Origin of the sequence: Paenibacillus sp. FSL H3-0321, from assembly GCF_038002865.1 — a bacterium.
Classification (GTDB): domain Bacteria; phylum Bacillota; class Bacilli; order Paenibacillales; family Paenibacillaceae; genus Paenibacillus_AQ.
Genome location: NZ_JBBODH010000001.1, coordinates 7,804,099 through 7,819,941, shown reverse-complemented (window position 1 = coordinate 7,819,941; position 15,843 = coordinate 7,804,099). Strand labels below are relative to the sequence as shown.

Genomic DNA, 15,843 nt, shown 5'->3' with positions numbered 1-15,843 from the left:
CCTTGGAATTCATCAAATAAAGTTAATTTGTAAGTGCCGCTCTTGAGCTTCATGTACAGATTTTTGCTGAAGGACATCGAGAAGGTATTGCTCTTTCCTTCTGTCAGATCTGTGCCTATAGTCAGCACTTTATCCTGTGTTACGCCAAAGGGATCGGTCATTCTAAGCACAAGCTTATGCTCCAAATCGCCACTGTCGATGCTGTTATCCCGGGTCAGATCATAGGTCATTACGATGTTGATGGTGTCGTTTAGTTCCAAAAGTCTGCCTTCCGAGTTGATGACCGATAAATTATAGGGGAAGAACGTGATCTTCGTTAAATTGCTTGCCGGTGCAGTGGTTTTAGGTGTGAGCAGCAGGGCGCTTGCATTCATAAAGCCGGTCGCCTCTTGTCCGCTTTCACTTAACTTGTTTCCTGTCACCCCGGAGCCTAATACCAGTGAGATGTCATCGGCACTTACCGTCTTCGGCAGCTTCGCCCAGAATGAAACCAACTGCATACCGCCAGGTGTTGCAGCATTGTCCGGTTGATTAGGTTTCGCATCAAAGAACTGCCCGTCCTTCGTTCTGTAATACGCCTGCAGACGCGCCATCTTGCTTTGTCTTTTCTCCTGGCTGCTTATGAGCAGTTCCGTGTACACAATTTTGGAATTGGTCCCCTCATAAACCGTCGTACGGCTCTCCTGAACATTGGCATTTTTACCTTTGCCGCTGATTTTGTAGGTACCCCCGCGGTCAATGTTATCTATTGCATTCAGTGAATTACTCATGCTGAGGTCCAGGAACGGCACCTTTTCGGTATTCACCGTACTGAATAAATTGATTCGTACATCTTCGAAATCCTCGGTATACGGAACTTTGGACATCACTACGATCTCGGCGGACTTGCCCGGAGCCAGCGTTGCGGCCTCTTTATCGATCAGCAGATTCGTAGTCGCCGCTAAATCATTGCTATCCAGCTTAATCGCTCCCGTAAGTTCGGGAAGCGTAAGGGTTACGGACTGGGTGTTGGTGATGTTCAGCTTGGCCATGACGATATCATCATCCTTCCAAGGATACCGTTGCAAAGAGGTCAGGTTGTATGAGAAGGAGCCAAATTGATTCGTACGATTATAGACCTCCCCCCTTTGCACATCAGCACGAAGCGCATAAGGAATGGTAAAGTAGGCTACCGGAAAAATCAGTTTGGGAGCCGCCACCGCTACCGTTCCAGGTGTACCTGCGGTTTCGCCAGTGGTTGGGCCGGCCGTTTCTGTTGCACTGACAGCTTCAATCATCTGCAGCTGCAGCCCGGCTTGCTCGACCTCAAGGGGTACCTGCACCGTCAGTGGAACAACCTTTGTTTCCAACGGTTTTAGCGTGAGACCACTGAGCGCCTTAGCGTTCACCGGGAAAGCTGTCCCTTTGGTCGACTTCACGGCAAGCTCGTAGTTCGGCAGGGTCACCGCCTTGTTGCCGGCATTCTTCAGACGTAACTGAAAGGACCATACTCCATGGGCGTCCTCTGAATAAACCGAAGCATTCACCAGCTGCATTTCCACTGTATTGCTGTTAATACCGACTTTTTTGACAGCACCTGGATTCACAACAAAATTAGGAGTAGACGCAACTGGAAGCTTGAAAGACATTTTGGGAAGCTCAAGCTTCAGGGTCTCATCCTTTTGGGTAAACTGCAGCTTCATGTTGTTGGTATTCAGGGCTGCGGGAATTTCCGCCAAATAGTAAATGCTCTTTTTCTCCTGCGGCTGAATCTTGTAACCTGCCTGTGCGCTGTTCACCGTCAATTCGAAAGAGGTGCCGCTTGCCGTTTGGAGATACGGAGTGTATCCGGCTTCATTCAGAACTTTACTCCCCTTATTGGTAATGCTCAGCCCTACCTTGGCGTACACTTTACCGCTAAATTTATAGAGCTGCAGGGAATCCGCACTTGCTGTAACTGGAATGTCATTCATCGTGGTGCTCAGAATCTTGCCGCGTTCAGCGGCCGTGGAATAGCCCGCCGGAATCGCCAGAGCTCCCGCATTCTTTAGATACCCCTTGGCTTTGGCGTCCCATACGTACATGGCAATCTTCATCCCCTGCAGCGAAGTCGTTTGACCGACATTCACATAGTAGGTCACACGCAGGCTGTCCTTGGCTCCGACCTTTTTCTTAAGCGCATCAGCAGTTACTGGATTGGCGGGAATGGCTGAACCTCCCGGAGTGACTACACGCGGAAAAAAATGCACCAGATTGGCACTAGAACTGCTGTTGTTAGAGATCTTAAGCGTATAGGCCAGAATATTGCCACCGGTTTGCGGCCAAATATTAACATCCTCCAATGCGGCAGTGACTCCTTGGCCTAATTGAATCGGATTGATTTTGACGGTTGCTGTTGCTGCTGCTGGTGTTGTGCCTGCTGCTTCCGAAGAAGGTGCCGCTATCCCTCCGGCCACTTGACCGAGAACGATGGTGCTTAAGAGCAGAGCAACGTATGTATTTTTATGCTTTCTCACTTTCTTTCCCCTCCCAAGTCTATTAACTAGAATTATTATAGTTGTTGGCTGGAAGGTAAATGTAACCAAGTTGTAACTCTATGATGCGAATTTGTAACCTTTTTGTGCCAATGTTGCAAAAAAACAGCGCAACATGCGCTGTTTTCAGAATGGTGACCCTTAATAAACCCTAATCGTCTGCGTTACTAAGAGCCGAAAGTCCGGCGGTACTGGCTCGGCGGCATCCCTTCTGCCAGTTTGAACACTTTAATGAAGTAGCTGGATTGATGAAACCCTGTCTGATCTGCAATCTGCGCAACAGACAAATCGGAAGAGACCAGCAGCAGCTTGGCCCTGGCCAGACGGCAGTCACTCAAATAACGGTTCGGTGTCTTCCCCATGATGGACCGGAAGAGCCGCAAAAAGTGATAGCTGCTGTAGCCCGCAAGCCTAGACATGCTCTCCAGTGTCCAGGGACGCTGGCAATCCTTATGAATCATGTCGGCTGTGCGCCTAATGGAATGTCGGATCTCCAGGGGCACCGATCCGTGAAGCGGCTCGGAATTTTGCAACAGTGTAACCAGAATTTCATAAAGTAAAGCCGAGAAACGAGGTTCACTCCGGGTTTCATGGACTGCGCTAAGCTCGAACAGCTCATCAAAGATAGACTCCAGCCCGGCATCCGGATCGAATGTAAAGAAATAACCGCGCGACTGATCTGCTTCCTCCAGTAACGGCAAGGAAATGGCTGTATTGAAGTGAACCCAGCGCACCTCCCAGGGTCTGCGGGGATCAGAGCCATATTGCTGATATGCCCCTCTAGGGAACAGAAAGCCGCTTCCCCTTCCCATGGGAATCCGTTCTCCCTCCTGAAAAACATAACCCGTCCCCTCAAATACCAGATGGAGATTGTAGCTGTTCAGTACTCCCTCGCTTCTCCGCTCCGCATGCTGCGGAAAATGTTTGTAGTGCCCGAGAAATTCCGGATAGCATACGTAGTGGGCGTAAGCAGGGGCGGGCAAGACCCATTGCTTTTTCATTTCGTCCCCCTCTCTTCTACACTTGGTAAGCAAGCACGCAATATAGTCATATAATAGCAATATTATGTTATATAAGTTTTTATGTACCTGATAATACAATAGATTTGTAGAATGTTCAAAGCATATTTTTACACTTGGAGGAACCTATGAAGAAACTAGTAGCAGCAGATCGGTTCGAGCTGGGCGTATGCTATTACCCCGAGCATTGGCCGGAAGAGATGTGGGAAGATGACTACCGCCGGATGGTGGAAACAGGCTTCACGATTGTTCGAATGGGTGAGTTCGCCTGGTCCATTTTTGAACCGGAAGAAGGTGTCTATCAGTTTGAACTGTTCGACCGCGCCATTGATCTGGCTTACCGCCATGGACTCAAGGTGGTGCTGGGCACACCGACGGCTACGCCTCCTGCCTGGCTTACCGAACGATACCCGGAAGTGCTTAATGTGACTTATGAAGGTGTTACTCTTCAGCATGGCATGCGCCGGCATTACAATTACAGCAGCCCCAAATACCGCGAGTTATGCGCCCGGATTGCCGCTCAGCTTGCAGCACATTATGGCAACCACCCCGGTGTAACCGGCTGGCAGATCGACAACGAGCTGAACTGTGAGATCAGTGAATTCTATTCCGAAAGTGACCACAAGTCTTTCCGGAAGTGGCTGCAAGATAAATACGGCTCCTTGGAGAAACTGAATGAGGCATGGGGGGCTGTCTTCTGGAATCAGAGCTACACTAACTGGTCTCAGGTCTTTTTACCCCGTCCTACCCCGGTCCCGAGACAGCCGAATCCGCATCAGGCACTGGATGAGAAGCGGTTTATCTCTGATAATACGATCTCGTTTGCCAAGAATCAGGCCGACATTATCCGTGCAGCGGCGCCGGATCAATGGGTTACGACGAACGGGTTATTCGGCCATTTGGACAGTCATCAAATGAGTGATGAGCTGCTGGACTTTTTCAGCTATGATTCATATCCCCAGTTCTCCAGCATTCATACTGATCCTGGTGAACGAAATCCGCTGGGTGACCGGAGCTGGAGCCTGTCCCTCAGTGTTGTGCGCTCCATCAGTCCCAACTTTTGCATCATGGAACAGCAATCCGGTCCAGGCGGCTGGGTGAACCGTATGGACATGCCCTCACCTAAACCGGGGCAGATGCGGCTTTGGACGTACCAGTCCATCGCCCATGGCGCAGATATGGTGCTATACTTCCGCTGGAGAACGGCAACCATGGGCAATGAGATCTATTGGCATGGCCTCAATGATTACCATAACCAGCCCAACCGGAGAGTCCGGGAAGCGGCGCGGATCGGCCAGGAGCTGGCGGCATCCGGCCAAGAGATCATTGGGACACGCGCTGAAGCCACAGTAGCCATTCTGCGGGATTATGACAATGAATGGGACGGTGAATATGATGTCTGGCACGGCCCTTTCATGTGGCAGAGCAACAAGGAATGGTTCAAAGCGCTGCAGCGGCAGCACATTCCCAGTGACATTGTCTACTTGGGCGGCGCTACAACCGTAGAGGAACTGGCCCGTTATCAAGTACTGGTCTATCCGCATCCGGCCATCATGACGGATGAAACAGCAGTATTATTGGATGAATATGTGCAGCAAGGCGGGAAACTGATCTTCGGCTGCCGGACCGGATACAAGGATAAGCGTGGACATTGCTATATGCGGCCTTTTCCCGGGGCGGCAAGACAGCTCTGCGGGGTAACAGTGGAAGAATTCACTGTGGTTAAAGGTACACGGCGTCCCACCTTTATCAGTTGGACTGAAGCACCGGAAGCACTGACGGGAGCCGACGCTTTTAACGATATCCTTCACGTGGAAGAAGACAGCGTGGAAGTCATGGCGACCTACGCTTCCGATTATTATAAAGGAAAACCGGCCGTTACCCGAAATCTCCGCGGTAAAGGCGAGGTGTGGTATTACGGAGCAGTATTCAATGAAGAAGCTGCGACAAGAATCATTGGTGCTCTAAATCTACGTTCACCGGCTGAACATTGGCTGGAGCTGCCAAGTGAGGTCGAGCTGCAAATCCGTCAAGGCGAATCCGCCAGCCTCACCTTCCTGCTGAACTACAGCGAAGAGCCTGCAGTGATCTCACTCAAAGAACAGAGAACAGATTTGCTGACAGGAGAAAGCATTTCGGGAACCTACAGTATGGAAGGATTCGGTGTGCTGGTGCTCAAATAATAGGATAAATATAATTAGAAGGTCCCGCTGCATATAGTTTTGCAGCGGGACTTTTTCGTGAAGTTAGTGCACAGGTTACATTACTTGAAGCAGATGGATGATCTCTCCATCAATCACTTCTTCGCTGACTCTCTTGTTTCACAATGCCTCATACATAGCTCAGGCGGTTCATTATCGGGTATTCCAGGAACAATATCCTTGCAAACCACCGTTAATTATTAGATATTAATATAATCTGATTTCATTTCATCTTGATGATTCCATTGATAAAAAGGAGGAGCAACCATGAAGCTGGAGCCTGTACAGGCGTCAGAAACACTTGACGCGCAGGGCAAGGAGGACAGCTTCCTGCAGGGAGTTAAGGATTGTATCCCCACTTTGCTCGGGTATTTAAGTATCGGCTTTGCCGCCGGGGTTGTCGAGAAAACGGCCGGTCTTTCCATCGCTGAAATAGCTATGATTTCCATCATTCTCTACGCCGGTTCCGCCCAGTTCATCGCGGCGGGAATGATAGCCGCAGGAAGCACGGGGGCCAGCATCATCATTACGATCCTGCTAGTGAATCTGCGCCACCTGCTGTTAAGTGCTGCGTTGTCCCCTTATTTCCGCCACCTCACACCCATGAGAAACCTGCTGATAGGCGCACTCTTAACCGACGAAACCTTTGGCGTCGCCATTCAGGAGAGTGCGAGAAAAAAGCACATCAGTGAGAAATGGATGCATGGACTTAATATCACCGCCTATCTGAATTGGTTGTTCGCGAACCTCGCAGGTGCTGTTCTGGGACAATGGATCTCAAGCCCGGAGCAGTGGGGACTGGATTTCGCGCTTCCGGCTATGTTCATCGGACTACTGGTGCTGACCATACTGAGCAGGAACAAATATGCACTGGATCTTATAGTTGGAGCTATTGCCGTAGTGGTTACGGTCGGTGTCTCCATCCTGTGGTCGCCAAATTTCGGCGTGATCGCTGCAGCTCTAATTGCACCTACGATAGGGATGGTGATGCAAAAATGGAAATAAGACTGGATATCTTCTTGATTATCTTCGGAGCCGCATTGGTTACGTTCATTCCGCGGGTACTTCCGATGATGCTGCTAAGCCGGATCACCATTCCGGAATGGGGGATGCGCTGGTTGAGTTATGTACCCATTGCGATTATGTCGGCGCTCGTCGCCCAGGAGCTGTTCATTGAGGAAGGCAAATTCACTTCACTGTCTTCCAATGTGGAACTGATCGCCGCCTTGCCCACCTTCTGGGTGGCCATAAAGACGCGCAGTTTGCTGGGAACCGTGCTTACCGGGGTTCTCTCACTCATGCTTCTGCGCTTGTTAATGTAACTCCCCCGTGATTGCTGTCATCAGGCAAGTTAGCTGTATTTCCCCAGATTCCCCCTGTATAGCTGCCGATGTTCATGATCGCCTGCTGCGCTTCGGGCAGCAGTGCGGCCATGAATTGAAACACACTCCACATGTTCTCCCATACTTCCAGTGTAACCTCTACTCCATCAGCACGTGCGCGATCGGCCAAACGTTCTGCATCACTGAGCAGCACTTCTTGATCGCCAACCTGAATATACAGATGGGGCAAACCATGCAGATAGAGCCGTAATGGAGAGAGGATCGCAGGCTTCTCCCCGTTAGAACCGCCTAAGTAATCCTCCAGAATTCTCTGATTGCCCTCCCGGCTCCCTGTTGGATCTGAATCAGCCAGACTATCATAAGAATATCCATCCAAATGTACGAGATCACTATGCGGCGAGAGCAGAAAAGCCCCTGCAGGCATCTTCTCCCCTGCATCCCGCACACTGATCAGTGTCATCAAGGCCAGAGTGGCCCCTACCGAATCGCCGCCAAGGATAATGTCATCCGGCGAATATCCCTCCGCCAGCATCCAGCGGTATGCATTGAGGCAATCTTCATTTGCGGCCGGATAACGATGCTCCGGGGCAAGCCTATATTCCACTGTAAATACTGGAACACTGCAGGCTGAAGATAGTCTGGCTGCCAGATCACGATAGATCCCACAGTTCCCCGAGATAAACCCTCCCCCGTGAAAATATAGGATTGCTCGAGTTCTTCCTTCCGCGTTAATACAAGGAGCGATGACCCATTCACCAGCGAACTGCTGGATCGTTACCTTCTTCACCTGTACATCACCCGGAAGCGCCGGTAATTGCTTGGCGGCTTGGGCCATTTCAGAACGAATTTGCTCTGCCGGCTTTCCCAAATTGCCGCCTGTTTGTTTTAAGAAGCTTTTCATAGCTTGAAGCTGTTCGATCGGTGTCCGCATCCTGTTCATTCCTCCTACAAGGTTTTGTCTGAATTGTAAACCCTGTAGTATGGTACACAGTCAAGAGGCAATCTGTATTCCGGGTTCTTTATGGCTCCATCTTGAGAATATGCAAGGTCTCCTGCACCCCCGGATGTTTCTCGGCAGATTCGAGGTTGCTCTTCAGATCGCCCAGCAGCGCCTTGGTCTTCTCCCGCTTTGATATTTCGAGGTCAATGCTGATGACTTTCCGCTCAATAACTGCGATAAAATCAGCGATCCCGATACTTCCGTCTGCCGACCTCACCAGTGCCTTCTTGATCTCCCTCAGCGTAAACCCGCAAGACTTGGCATTCTGGATAAAGACGATTCGATTCAATGTCTCTTGCGTATATTGCCGGTAACCGGATGCTGTCCGCTGTGGTGCCGGAAGCAGCCCATGCTTCTCATAATATCTAAGCGTTTCAATATTCACGTTAGCCTCTTTTGCCAGCTCCCCGCGCAAATATCGGGCCATCCTCTCCACTCCTCTCCGTATCCAACTATGAGAATTATTTCAGCCGGTCCTTCAAAGCTGAGACTTCTGCTGCCTGCGGCTCCTCCTCTCCGTATCTCGCCTGATTGTAAAGCCTAAGCAAACCTTCAGGAACTGCCGGGGTATTGCTGTCTCCATTACGGCGGCGTTTCTTCCCGCCAGTCCATTCCTCCACATCCGCTCCCGTCTCTTCTGGAGTAAGAAATCCTTTCACTTCATATCCTTCGTTCCGATTGCTGTTAAGCCAATGGCGATACATCCAGCGTACCCGCTCACGGCCTCCACTCATTCCTTCCCAGCGGTCACTGTGCCTACGCAGCTTCAACCGGCTGCTCCAGTAGTCCCGAATGCCTTGCACAGTCTTTCCCCAGGCGAAGATGCTCTCTTCTTCATCCTGAAAGGCATTATGCTCCTGCGGCGTTTCTCTCCGCAGCATGGACAGCAGGGCATCCAGTGCTCTGCGCAGCACTCCGCCTGTATTTCTGTAAAGCCAACGCAAGACATAATAAAGCAAAACAAGAATTGCCGCCGCTCCAATGGCATAAAACAAGACTTCGAAGATCATTGCCAGCAAACCCGGTTCATGAGTCTCGGCCGGAGGCAGCTCTAGTGGCTGTGCCGGAGGAGCAGCTTCAGGCGGAATCGGCTCCTCTGTTCCGTTGAACAACGCGATGATCCAGTTCAAAAACATCCGGACTGTATTCCATAGAAGCATGCCCACAGCTCTGCCCCCGCCTGCCGCAAGCAAGCCGGCCACGACAATAAACAGCAGGACAAACATCCGGTTATGCCGTCTTATCCCTGCCGGCAGGCGCGCGGATTCACCGGCAAAAGAGCTGTAGCGAAGAAAGCTGGTGTTCGTATCCAACAGTACTAATACCAGACACAGACTTCCACACCAGGTTAACAAGAACAGGTTGGACTCAAGTACAGGAATCCGGGTATTGATGATTGTAGCTGTAAAATAAACGGCAATTCCGGCAATGTACATTCCATTCCGGTTATTCCGGGAAGCGGCAGTCATCCCCAGATAAGCAAACAACACGCTGCAAGCGATAAAAGGAAGTGCAAAAATGGACAACTCACCGAATAAAAATCCTGACGCCACCCCCAGTAGCAGAGCGGAAAGCAGCTGCTTCCACTTCCGGTTGCATAAATGCCGCAACAGCACCCCGGCCAGCGCCAGGAGAGGCAGAATGTACATCCATGGCAGGACAGCCTGCCCGGACTGCTGGTAGCTTTGAAGCAGAACCCATACCGGAAGAAATAGAAGCCATTCTATGAGACAGGACAACCATAAAGTCAATGACGCTTTCATTCGGGGACCTCTAGCAGTGTTCATGCAGACTCTCTCCCCTCATCCGGAATGTCGAGCCATTCCACGCCATTTCCCAGCAGTCTTAACTGCTCAGCTGCCAGCTCAAGCTCTGGGCCTCGGTGACAGGTAATAATCAGATAATCATTATCTTTATGCCCTTCTTCAGCTACTAACTCCAGAAGTCTTGACATGGGCAGCGTCCTGTCCAGGTTCAGCCGGGCCAAGAGTCCCAGTACATCCTCCAGTTGACCCATCGGGTTTGCAGTCACCGGTTCCCGCTCACCTCCACCGTCCATTCTCCCGTTGCTAAGCAGCCCGGTGTCGATCCCGTGCCCCACTGCATATTCTGCTATCGTCGCTGCATAACGGATTCCCAGCTCAATCCGTTCCTTATCTGTAACGGTTCTCCACATGGAGTCACTGATCTCAACATTCAGACAGAGGAACAGCCGCGAATCGGCGGTGTAATCTTTTTGATGCACCTGCATATGCCCGGTTCTGGCCGTTGCCTTCCAGTTAATAGATGCAAGCGAATCCCCTGGACTGTACTCTCGGGTTCCGGCCGTCAGAAAAGGATCTTCAATAATCCATCTTTTGACCGGCAGTTCTCCCAGCCAGCTGTGTATCGGCAGCGGTAGCTCATAAAGGTCTATAATCTCCGGATAAACCAGCAGTTCCAATTGCAAGGAGAACGCTTTGCTGTTCCGGCTCATGCCAAAGAGGTCTCCGGTGGTCATCGTGACGCTTTCCAGCTTGAACAAGCCTCTTTGCTGACAACGGACCTGGTGGCGACGTTTAATATGACGGTAAGACCTCAGAAAAAACATACTTACGTGGTTCTGATAAATCTCCCCGCTGCTGACACCGAGATTCTCCTGGCTGCCGAACTCCAGACCCCGGGCTATGCTGGACTCCAGCCGCAGCCAGGGCAATGGGAGCAGCTTATTGTTGGCTATCTCCTCAACCATCTCCACCTGCTCTCCTTCATAAGCGGTTTTGGCCGAGAAATAGCGGGTGTAGCTGACTTTCTTCAGCGCATGTCGCTGATAGACAGCAGAAATCAACAGCAGCAGCAGGAGCGTGCTGAGGATGAACCAGGGCAGTGCCATCTCTTACTCCACCCTTCCGCCGCTTGTAGCCGGGAGCGGTTCTGCCGGCACCTCCACTTCGCGCAGCTTCTGGAGAACCAGTTCTACGGCTTGCCCCTCCCGGGATCCCGGGCCGCGCTGCAGCACCAGCCGGTGGGCAAGGACGGGAACTGCCACTGCCTTGATATCATCCGGAATCACATAATTCCTGCCTTGAATCAATGCGTACCCTTGGGAAGCACGCAGCAAGGCGAAGCCTGCCCGCGGACTGGCTCCCAGCTTGACCCCCGGTGCAGTGCGGGTCGCTTCGACGATCCGGATCATATAGGCCAGCAAATCGTCGCTGACATTCACTGCAGCCGTAAGCTGCTGAATCTCTTGAATCTGCCGGGCGGTTGCTACCGCAGTCGTCTGATCAAGCGGATTGTTCTGGCGGAACCGCTGTAGAATATGAACCCCTTGCTCAAAGGTTGGATAGCCGGTCATAATCCGCATCAGAAATCGGTCAAGCTGGGCTTCAGGCAGCGGGAAAGTCCCCTGACTGTCAACCGGATTCTGTGTTGCAATGACGAGGAACGGCGCTTCCAGCTCATGGGTCACACCATCGATCGTAATCTGCCGCTCCTCCATGCATTCCAGCAGGCTGGACTGGGTCCGCGGCGTGGCCCGGTTGATCTCATCGGCCAAGAGAATGCTGGCGAATACCGGGCCCGGACGGAATTGAAACTCACCGGTCTTCTGATTATAGTAATTGATTCCGCTTAAGTCAGAGGGCAATAAGTCCGGAGTGAACTGAATCCGCTTGAACGTGCAGTCCAGCGAGCGGGCAAGTGTTTTGGCGAGCAGAGTTTTACCTGTGCCGGGAACATCCTCCAGCAGCACATGTCCATTGGCGAGCAGGGCTGTCAGCAGAAGATTCACACCTTCCTCTTTGCCGACAATAACTTTAGCCAGATTGACTCTTATAGATTCTATTAATTGAGTTGCTTCTTGAAGATTCATAAATCAGGCACCATCCCATCGCTTTAGTGGTATGTATTAATTCCTAATCATACCAGAAAGCGCCTCCAATTTATAATAGATAAGTCGCCTGCGGCTATTTGGACGCCGTACTTATCTTGGAGCGGATGAAAGCAACAATGAAGTAATACACGGGGATGCACTCCACAATCAGCCAAATAATCACAGTGCCAAAGGCATTATAATTCTTGTTGTATTGAGTGAGATTGAGCGAATACAGATAGGCAATTGTAATCGAACCAATCGTCAGGAATGGGATCATCACTTTTTTTGCCTTCTGCTTGGTTAAGTACAAAGCACATTTGTGCGCTACATATATCAAAAAAGCGCTGTGTATAAACATTGAAGCAGACCATAATCCGATGAGAATCGGGTCCGAATTACCCAGCAGATCATCATGTGAAGAACTCTGGATCAATTGCAAATAAGGAAACTGCAGTTCCTTGCCGAAATGTGGGCCAAAATTCAAGATGGTTATCAGCCATGCAGCCAGTACGGTCAGCATTACGCTAATCCCCGCAACAATCAGCCGTTTCTGCATTTTGTTGTCGATTTTGAGATCCGGGGCAACGAACAAAAACACCGTCCATCCCCCAAACCAGGACATTGTCGTGATTGAATCCTTAAAAGCAATCCCGGGATCATGGTAATGGAGCAGGGCAGGAAGCATCGAATAGTCGGCATTTGGGATAAATAAATAATAACTAAGCGCAGTGGAGAAGAGAAAAACCAGAAATAACCCGTCAGTCATATAGACCATCGTCGAAAAGCCCAAGTGAGCCGTATACATAATCACCAGCCCAATAACAATCTGAACAAACAGCGGTGGCGTCTCGCGCAAATAATTAGCACCAAAAAACAATACAAAATTCTCAATATCAAAGGAGACAAAATAAACACACCAGATCAGCAGAAGAAAAACCATTGCCCCATGCAGCCACTTCCCCATAATCTCCTTGCCAAAATCGACCCACGCCTCTCCAGGCTTTATCTTGCCCACCTGAATAGTAAAAAAAAGCGGAATCATCCCCAGTGCACAGCCTGCAATGATCGCAATCCAGCCCTGATAGCCTGAAGTCGAGAGTAAACCGGGGATCAGAAACATGGAGCTCTGTGAAGCAAGATAGACAACGGTAAAGCGGAACATCTGCCATTTGGTTGTAGTCATAACGTCTCCTTGAATATTCATTTATCTCTCCGAACCAAAATCCTCTATAGTGAAGTCAGCCGTTACTTTGATCTCGGCATGCTTGGCGTAATAATCAGTCCAGCGTTCACGGAGCTTATTCCACGCCTTCGGATAATTCCATTCCACCAGCATTCCAAGCTGCAGAACGTCAACCTGCGCGTCTTGCACAATCCGGAGCGAGTCCGAAATTTCTTTTACAACCTGCTCCTGAAGCCTTCTCTTTATTAAAGGACTAAGATTGCTAGCACTGCGGCCTTCTGAATCTTTAAAAAAGGTAATACTTGCGTTCCCTTTCACCTTTATATGAAAGACAGGGCCTTCGCTTGTCATTTTCACAGAGCTTGAGGCGGAGTTTCTTTGGAAAATAGCACTGGCAGTGCCCTTACCTTCTTCATTCCAGGTTATCGTATATTCAGGCAGCTTCAATTTTCCGGCCAGATGTCCTGCCCCCCATGCCAAAGCCCTGCTCTGCTTTACATCCAGAATGCCCTTCATCTTAGCATCATGGAACAGCATAACCCCTTGCACACCTGCCCAATACTCCGTTTTCCCTTGCTCGCTCGTTTCGTCCTTCTTACCGAATGAAAGATAGTTCATCGCATACCCCATATTTGAAACTTCCGCTAATATACAATCCATAACGCTTGTATTGAACATGATATTCTCATTCGCGATATTCATCAGCACTTGGTCGGGAAGCTGTTCGAACACAGGAGTTAACTTAAAAATATCTTTGGCCTTCCCGGGAGCAGCCATGATATATGTGCCGAGGGGGAATTCTGGTTTTCTTTCGAACCATTCCAGCACCTCCCCGATGCCCTGGCGGGCATATTCGTTTCCCAACACGACAATTTTGATGTGAGAGAGCTCAATACGGCGTGAAAGATCCTTTTGAATCATGATGGCCGCATCCTGGAGGGTACGAGCTGTCTTTGAAACCAAAGTGTAGGCTTTGCCGTCTCCGGTTCCGCTCCCTGTTTGCGTACCTGACATCAGCCTATTGGGTAGTGGAGAGCTGATGGATACCTCAACCGTTCCGGGTTCTTTGCCAACATCAATGTATAATCCATATACAAAAGTCAATTCATCCAGTTCCACCTTGGACCAGCAGCCGGTCAGATTCAGCAGCATTAGGATAATGACGGCCTGCTTTAAAAGTTTCATTGCCGCTTCTGTCTCCTTTGATTCTTCCGGTCTGTAAAGGATGTGCTGCGCTTATTCATGAACGGGGACGGAACACGAAGCAGCGTATCCTTCAAATCCTGTAATACAAGCGGAGCGATCGGCTGCAAATAAGGAGTTCCAAAGGATTTAAGATTGGCCAAATGGCCGTAAATCATAAAAGTAGCCACAAATACGCCCAATAACCCCATCGTTCCACCCAGGATCAGGAGCACAAAACGCAGTAATCGGAAAGTCAAACCCAGCTCCAAATGGGGAATGATGTAGGAAGCTATACCGGTAATGGAAACAACAATAACCATCGGCGCAGAAACAATACCCGCTTGAACCGCAGCCTGCCCGATTACGATACCGCCAATGATGGATACCGTCTGCCCTACGGGCTTAGGAATCCGGGTTCCCGCTTCTCTAAGTGCTTCAAAGGTCAGCTCCATTATCAGCGCTTCGGTGAGGGCAGAGAACGGGATGTTTTCTCTTGCCGCGGCAATGGTAATCAACAGATCAGAAGGAATGATCTGCGAATGAAAGGTTGTAATCGCAACATACAACGCAGGCAGCAGCATGGATATAATAGAAAAAAAGAAGCGGACCAGGCGGATCCAGCTGCCGGCATAAAAGCTTTGGTAATAATCCTCGGAGGATTGCAGCAGCGAGAACAAAGTTACCGGTGTCAGCAGAGCGGATGGAGTCCCATCCTGCAGCAGTCCCACCCGCCCTTCCATTAAAGAGGCTGCCACTGAGTCAGGGCGTTCTGTATACTGGAACACGGGAAAAGGCGAGAAATGCCCCTGCTTCATATGCTCTGCCAAATAACTGATACCAAGCACACCGTCGATAGACATATTGCGTAACGTATCTTCAATTGAAGTCAGAAGCTCCGGCTTGTACAGGCCTTCGATATACACCACATACACGTCGGTTTTTGTATATTTGCCGATAGAGAAATGTTTGGTCTTTAGATCGGCATGTTTAATCTTGTGGCGCAGCAGCGATAAATTGGTATCAATATCCTCGATGAAGGCCTCCTGGGGGCCAATGACAACCAGCTCGTTCTGTGATTCCGATACTGAACGTTTCTGATAGTGGGCGATCTCGAAATAATATAAATAGGGCAGCCCTTCGATACAGAGTACCGGGTTGCCGCTGACTATCAGCTCTACCGCCCGATCGGGATCAAATACCTTGATATATGGAATGGCAAAAGCAGATCCCCGGTCGAGCCGTTCCAGAAAACGCGGCCAATCCGGTTCGGAATTCGCTTCGGATTTGAGCGGAGATGACACAAACTCCTGCAGGCTGAGTGTATCTACAATGGACGGAATGTAGACCAGCATGCAGGCATGACCATATACGATAATAGACTGGTATACGGCATCGCTGCATCCCGTAAGCTGCTCTTTTATATTATCCAGTATGCTGGCTGTCATCTCGCTTCACCTCCTCTGATCTATAGGGAATCTTACTTAGTTTTCCAATAGTTGATGAAGTTATGCACCTATTCCCTTCCGCTCGCAGCACAAAGAGC

Annotated in this window: 13 protein-coding genes; 3 read left to right on the top strand and 10 right to left on the bottom strand. The window is 50.1% G+C overall.

What is annotated here, in order from left to right; translation table 11 throughout:
• Positions 1-2,495, bottom strand: a 2,495-nt coding sequence (locus MHI45_RS34690) for a hypothetical protein (protein ID WP_341159874.1), incomplete at its 3' end; no start/stop codon positions are given.
• Positions 2,496-2,680: 185 nt separating this feature from the next.
• Entirely contained in the window at positions 2,681-3,514 is an 834-nt protein-coding gene (locus tag MHI45_RS34685; protein ID WP_076109299.1) for a helix-turn-helix transcriptional regulator, read from the bottom strand.
• A 146-nt stretch (positions 3,515-3,660) separates the two neighbouring features.
• Between MHI45_RS34685 and MHI45_RS34680 the strand changes: the two genes are divergently transcribed.
• From MHI45_RS34680 to MHI45_RS34670, 3 genes are all read left to right on the top strand, one after another.
• A complete protein-coding gene (locus MHI45_RS34680; RefSeq protein ID WP_341118736.1) occupies positions 3,661-5,715 on the top strand; it encodes a beta-galactosidase in 2,055 nt (684 codons plus the stop codon).
• Between the two features lie 285 nt (positions 5,716-6,000).
• Entirely contained in the window at positions 6,001-6,738 is a 738-nt protein-coding gene (locus tag MHI45_RS34675) for an AzlC family ABC transporter permease (protein WP_038591428.1), read from the top strand.
• Positions 6,729-7,055, top strand: a complete 327-nt coding sequence (locus MHI45_RS34670) for an AzlD domain-containing protein (protein WP_076109297.1) — start codon at positions 6,729-6,731, stop codon at positions 7,053-7,055. The genes MHI45_RS34675 and MHI45_RS34670 overlap by 10 nt, the downstream gene beginning before the upstream one ends.
• On the opposite strand, the gene MHI45_RS34665 is transcribed toward MHI45_RS34670, so the two are convergent.
• The 8 genes from MHI45_RS34665 to MHI45_RS34630 form a co-directional block, all read right to left on the bottom strand.
• A complete protein-coding gene (locus MHI45_RS34665) occupies positions 7,030-8,007 on the bottom strand; it encodes an alpha/beta hydrolase (protein WP_076109296.1) in 978 nt (325 codons plus the stop codon). The genes MHI45_RS34670 and MHI45_RS34665 overlap by 26 nt on opposite strands.
• 88 nt (positions 8,008-8,095) lie before the next feature.
• On the bottom strand, positions 8,096-8,503 hold the full coding sequence (locus MHI45_RS34660) for a MerR family transcriptional regulator (protein ID WP_076109295.1): 408 nt from the start codon (positions 8,501-8,503) through the stop codon (positions 8,096-8,098).
• A gap of 34 nt (positions 8,504-8,537) precedes the next feature.
• The gene (locus MHI45_RS34655; RefSeq protein ID WP_341159873.1) at positions 8,538-9,863 is read right to left on the bottom strand and encodes a hypothetical protein; all 1,326 of its coding nucleotides are present in this window, start codon (positions 9,861-9,863) and stop codon (positions 8,538-8,540) included.
• Positions 9,860-10,948, bottom strand: coding sequence for a DUF58 domain-containing protein (locus tag MHI45_RS34650; RefSeq protein WP_076109293.1), 1,089 nt, complete (start codon positions 10,946-10,948; stop codon positions 9,860-9,862). Before MHI45_RS34650 ends, MHI45_RS34655 begins: the two co-directional genes overlap by 4 nt.
• Before the next feature lie 3 nt (positions 10,949-10,951).
• Positions 10,952-11,929 carry an AAA family ATPase gene (locus tag MHI45_RS34645; RefSeq protein ID WP_076109292.1) on the bottom strand — a complete coding sequence of 326 codons (978 nt, stop codon included), beginning with the start codon at positions 11,927-11,929 and terminating at the stop codon, positions 10,952-10,954.
• Between the two features lie 94 nt (positions 11,930-12,023).
• Positions 12,024-13,136, bottom strand: coding sequence for a GerAB/ArcD/ProY family transporter (locus MHI45_RS34640; RefSeq protein WP_083675470.1), 1,113 nt, complete (start codon positions 13,134-13,136; stop codon positions 12,024-12,026).
• Positions 13,137-14,300, bottom strand: coding sequence for a Ger(x)C family spore germination protein (locus MHI45_RS34635; protein ID WP_076109291.1), 1,164 nt, complete (start codon positions 14,298-14,300; stop codon positions 13,137-13,139). It abuts the gene before it with no gap.
• Positions 14,297-15,745, bottom strand: coding sequence for a spore germination protein (locus tag MHI45_RS34630; protein ID WP_076109290.1), 1,449 nt, complete (start codon positions 15,743-15,745; stop codon positions 14,297-14,299). Before MHI45_RS34630 ends, MHI45_RS34635 begins: the two co-directional genes overlap by 4 nt.
• Between the last annotated feature and the right edge of the window lie 98 nt (positions 15,746-15,843).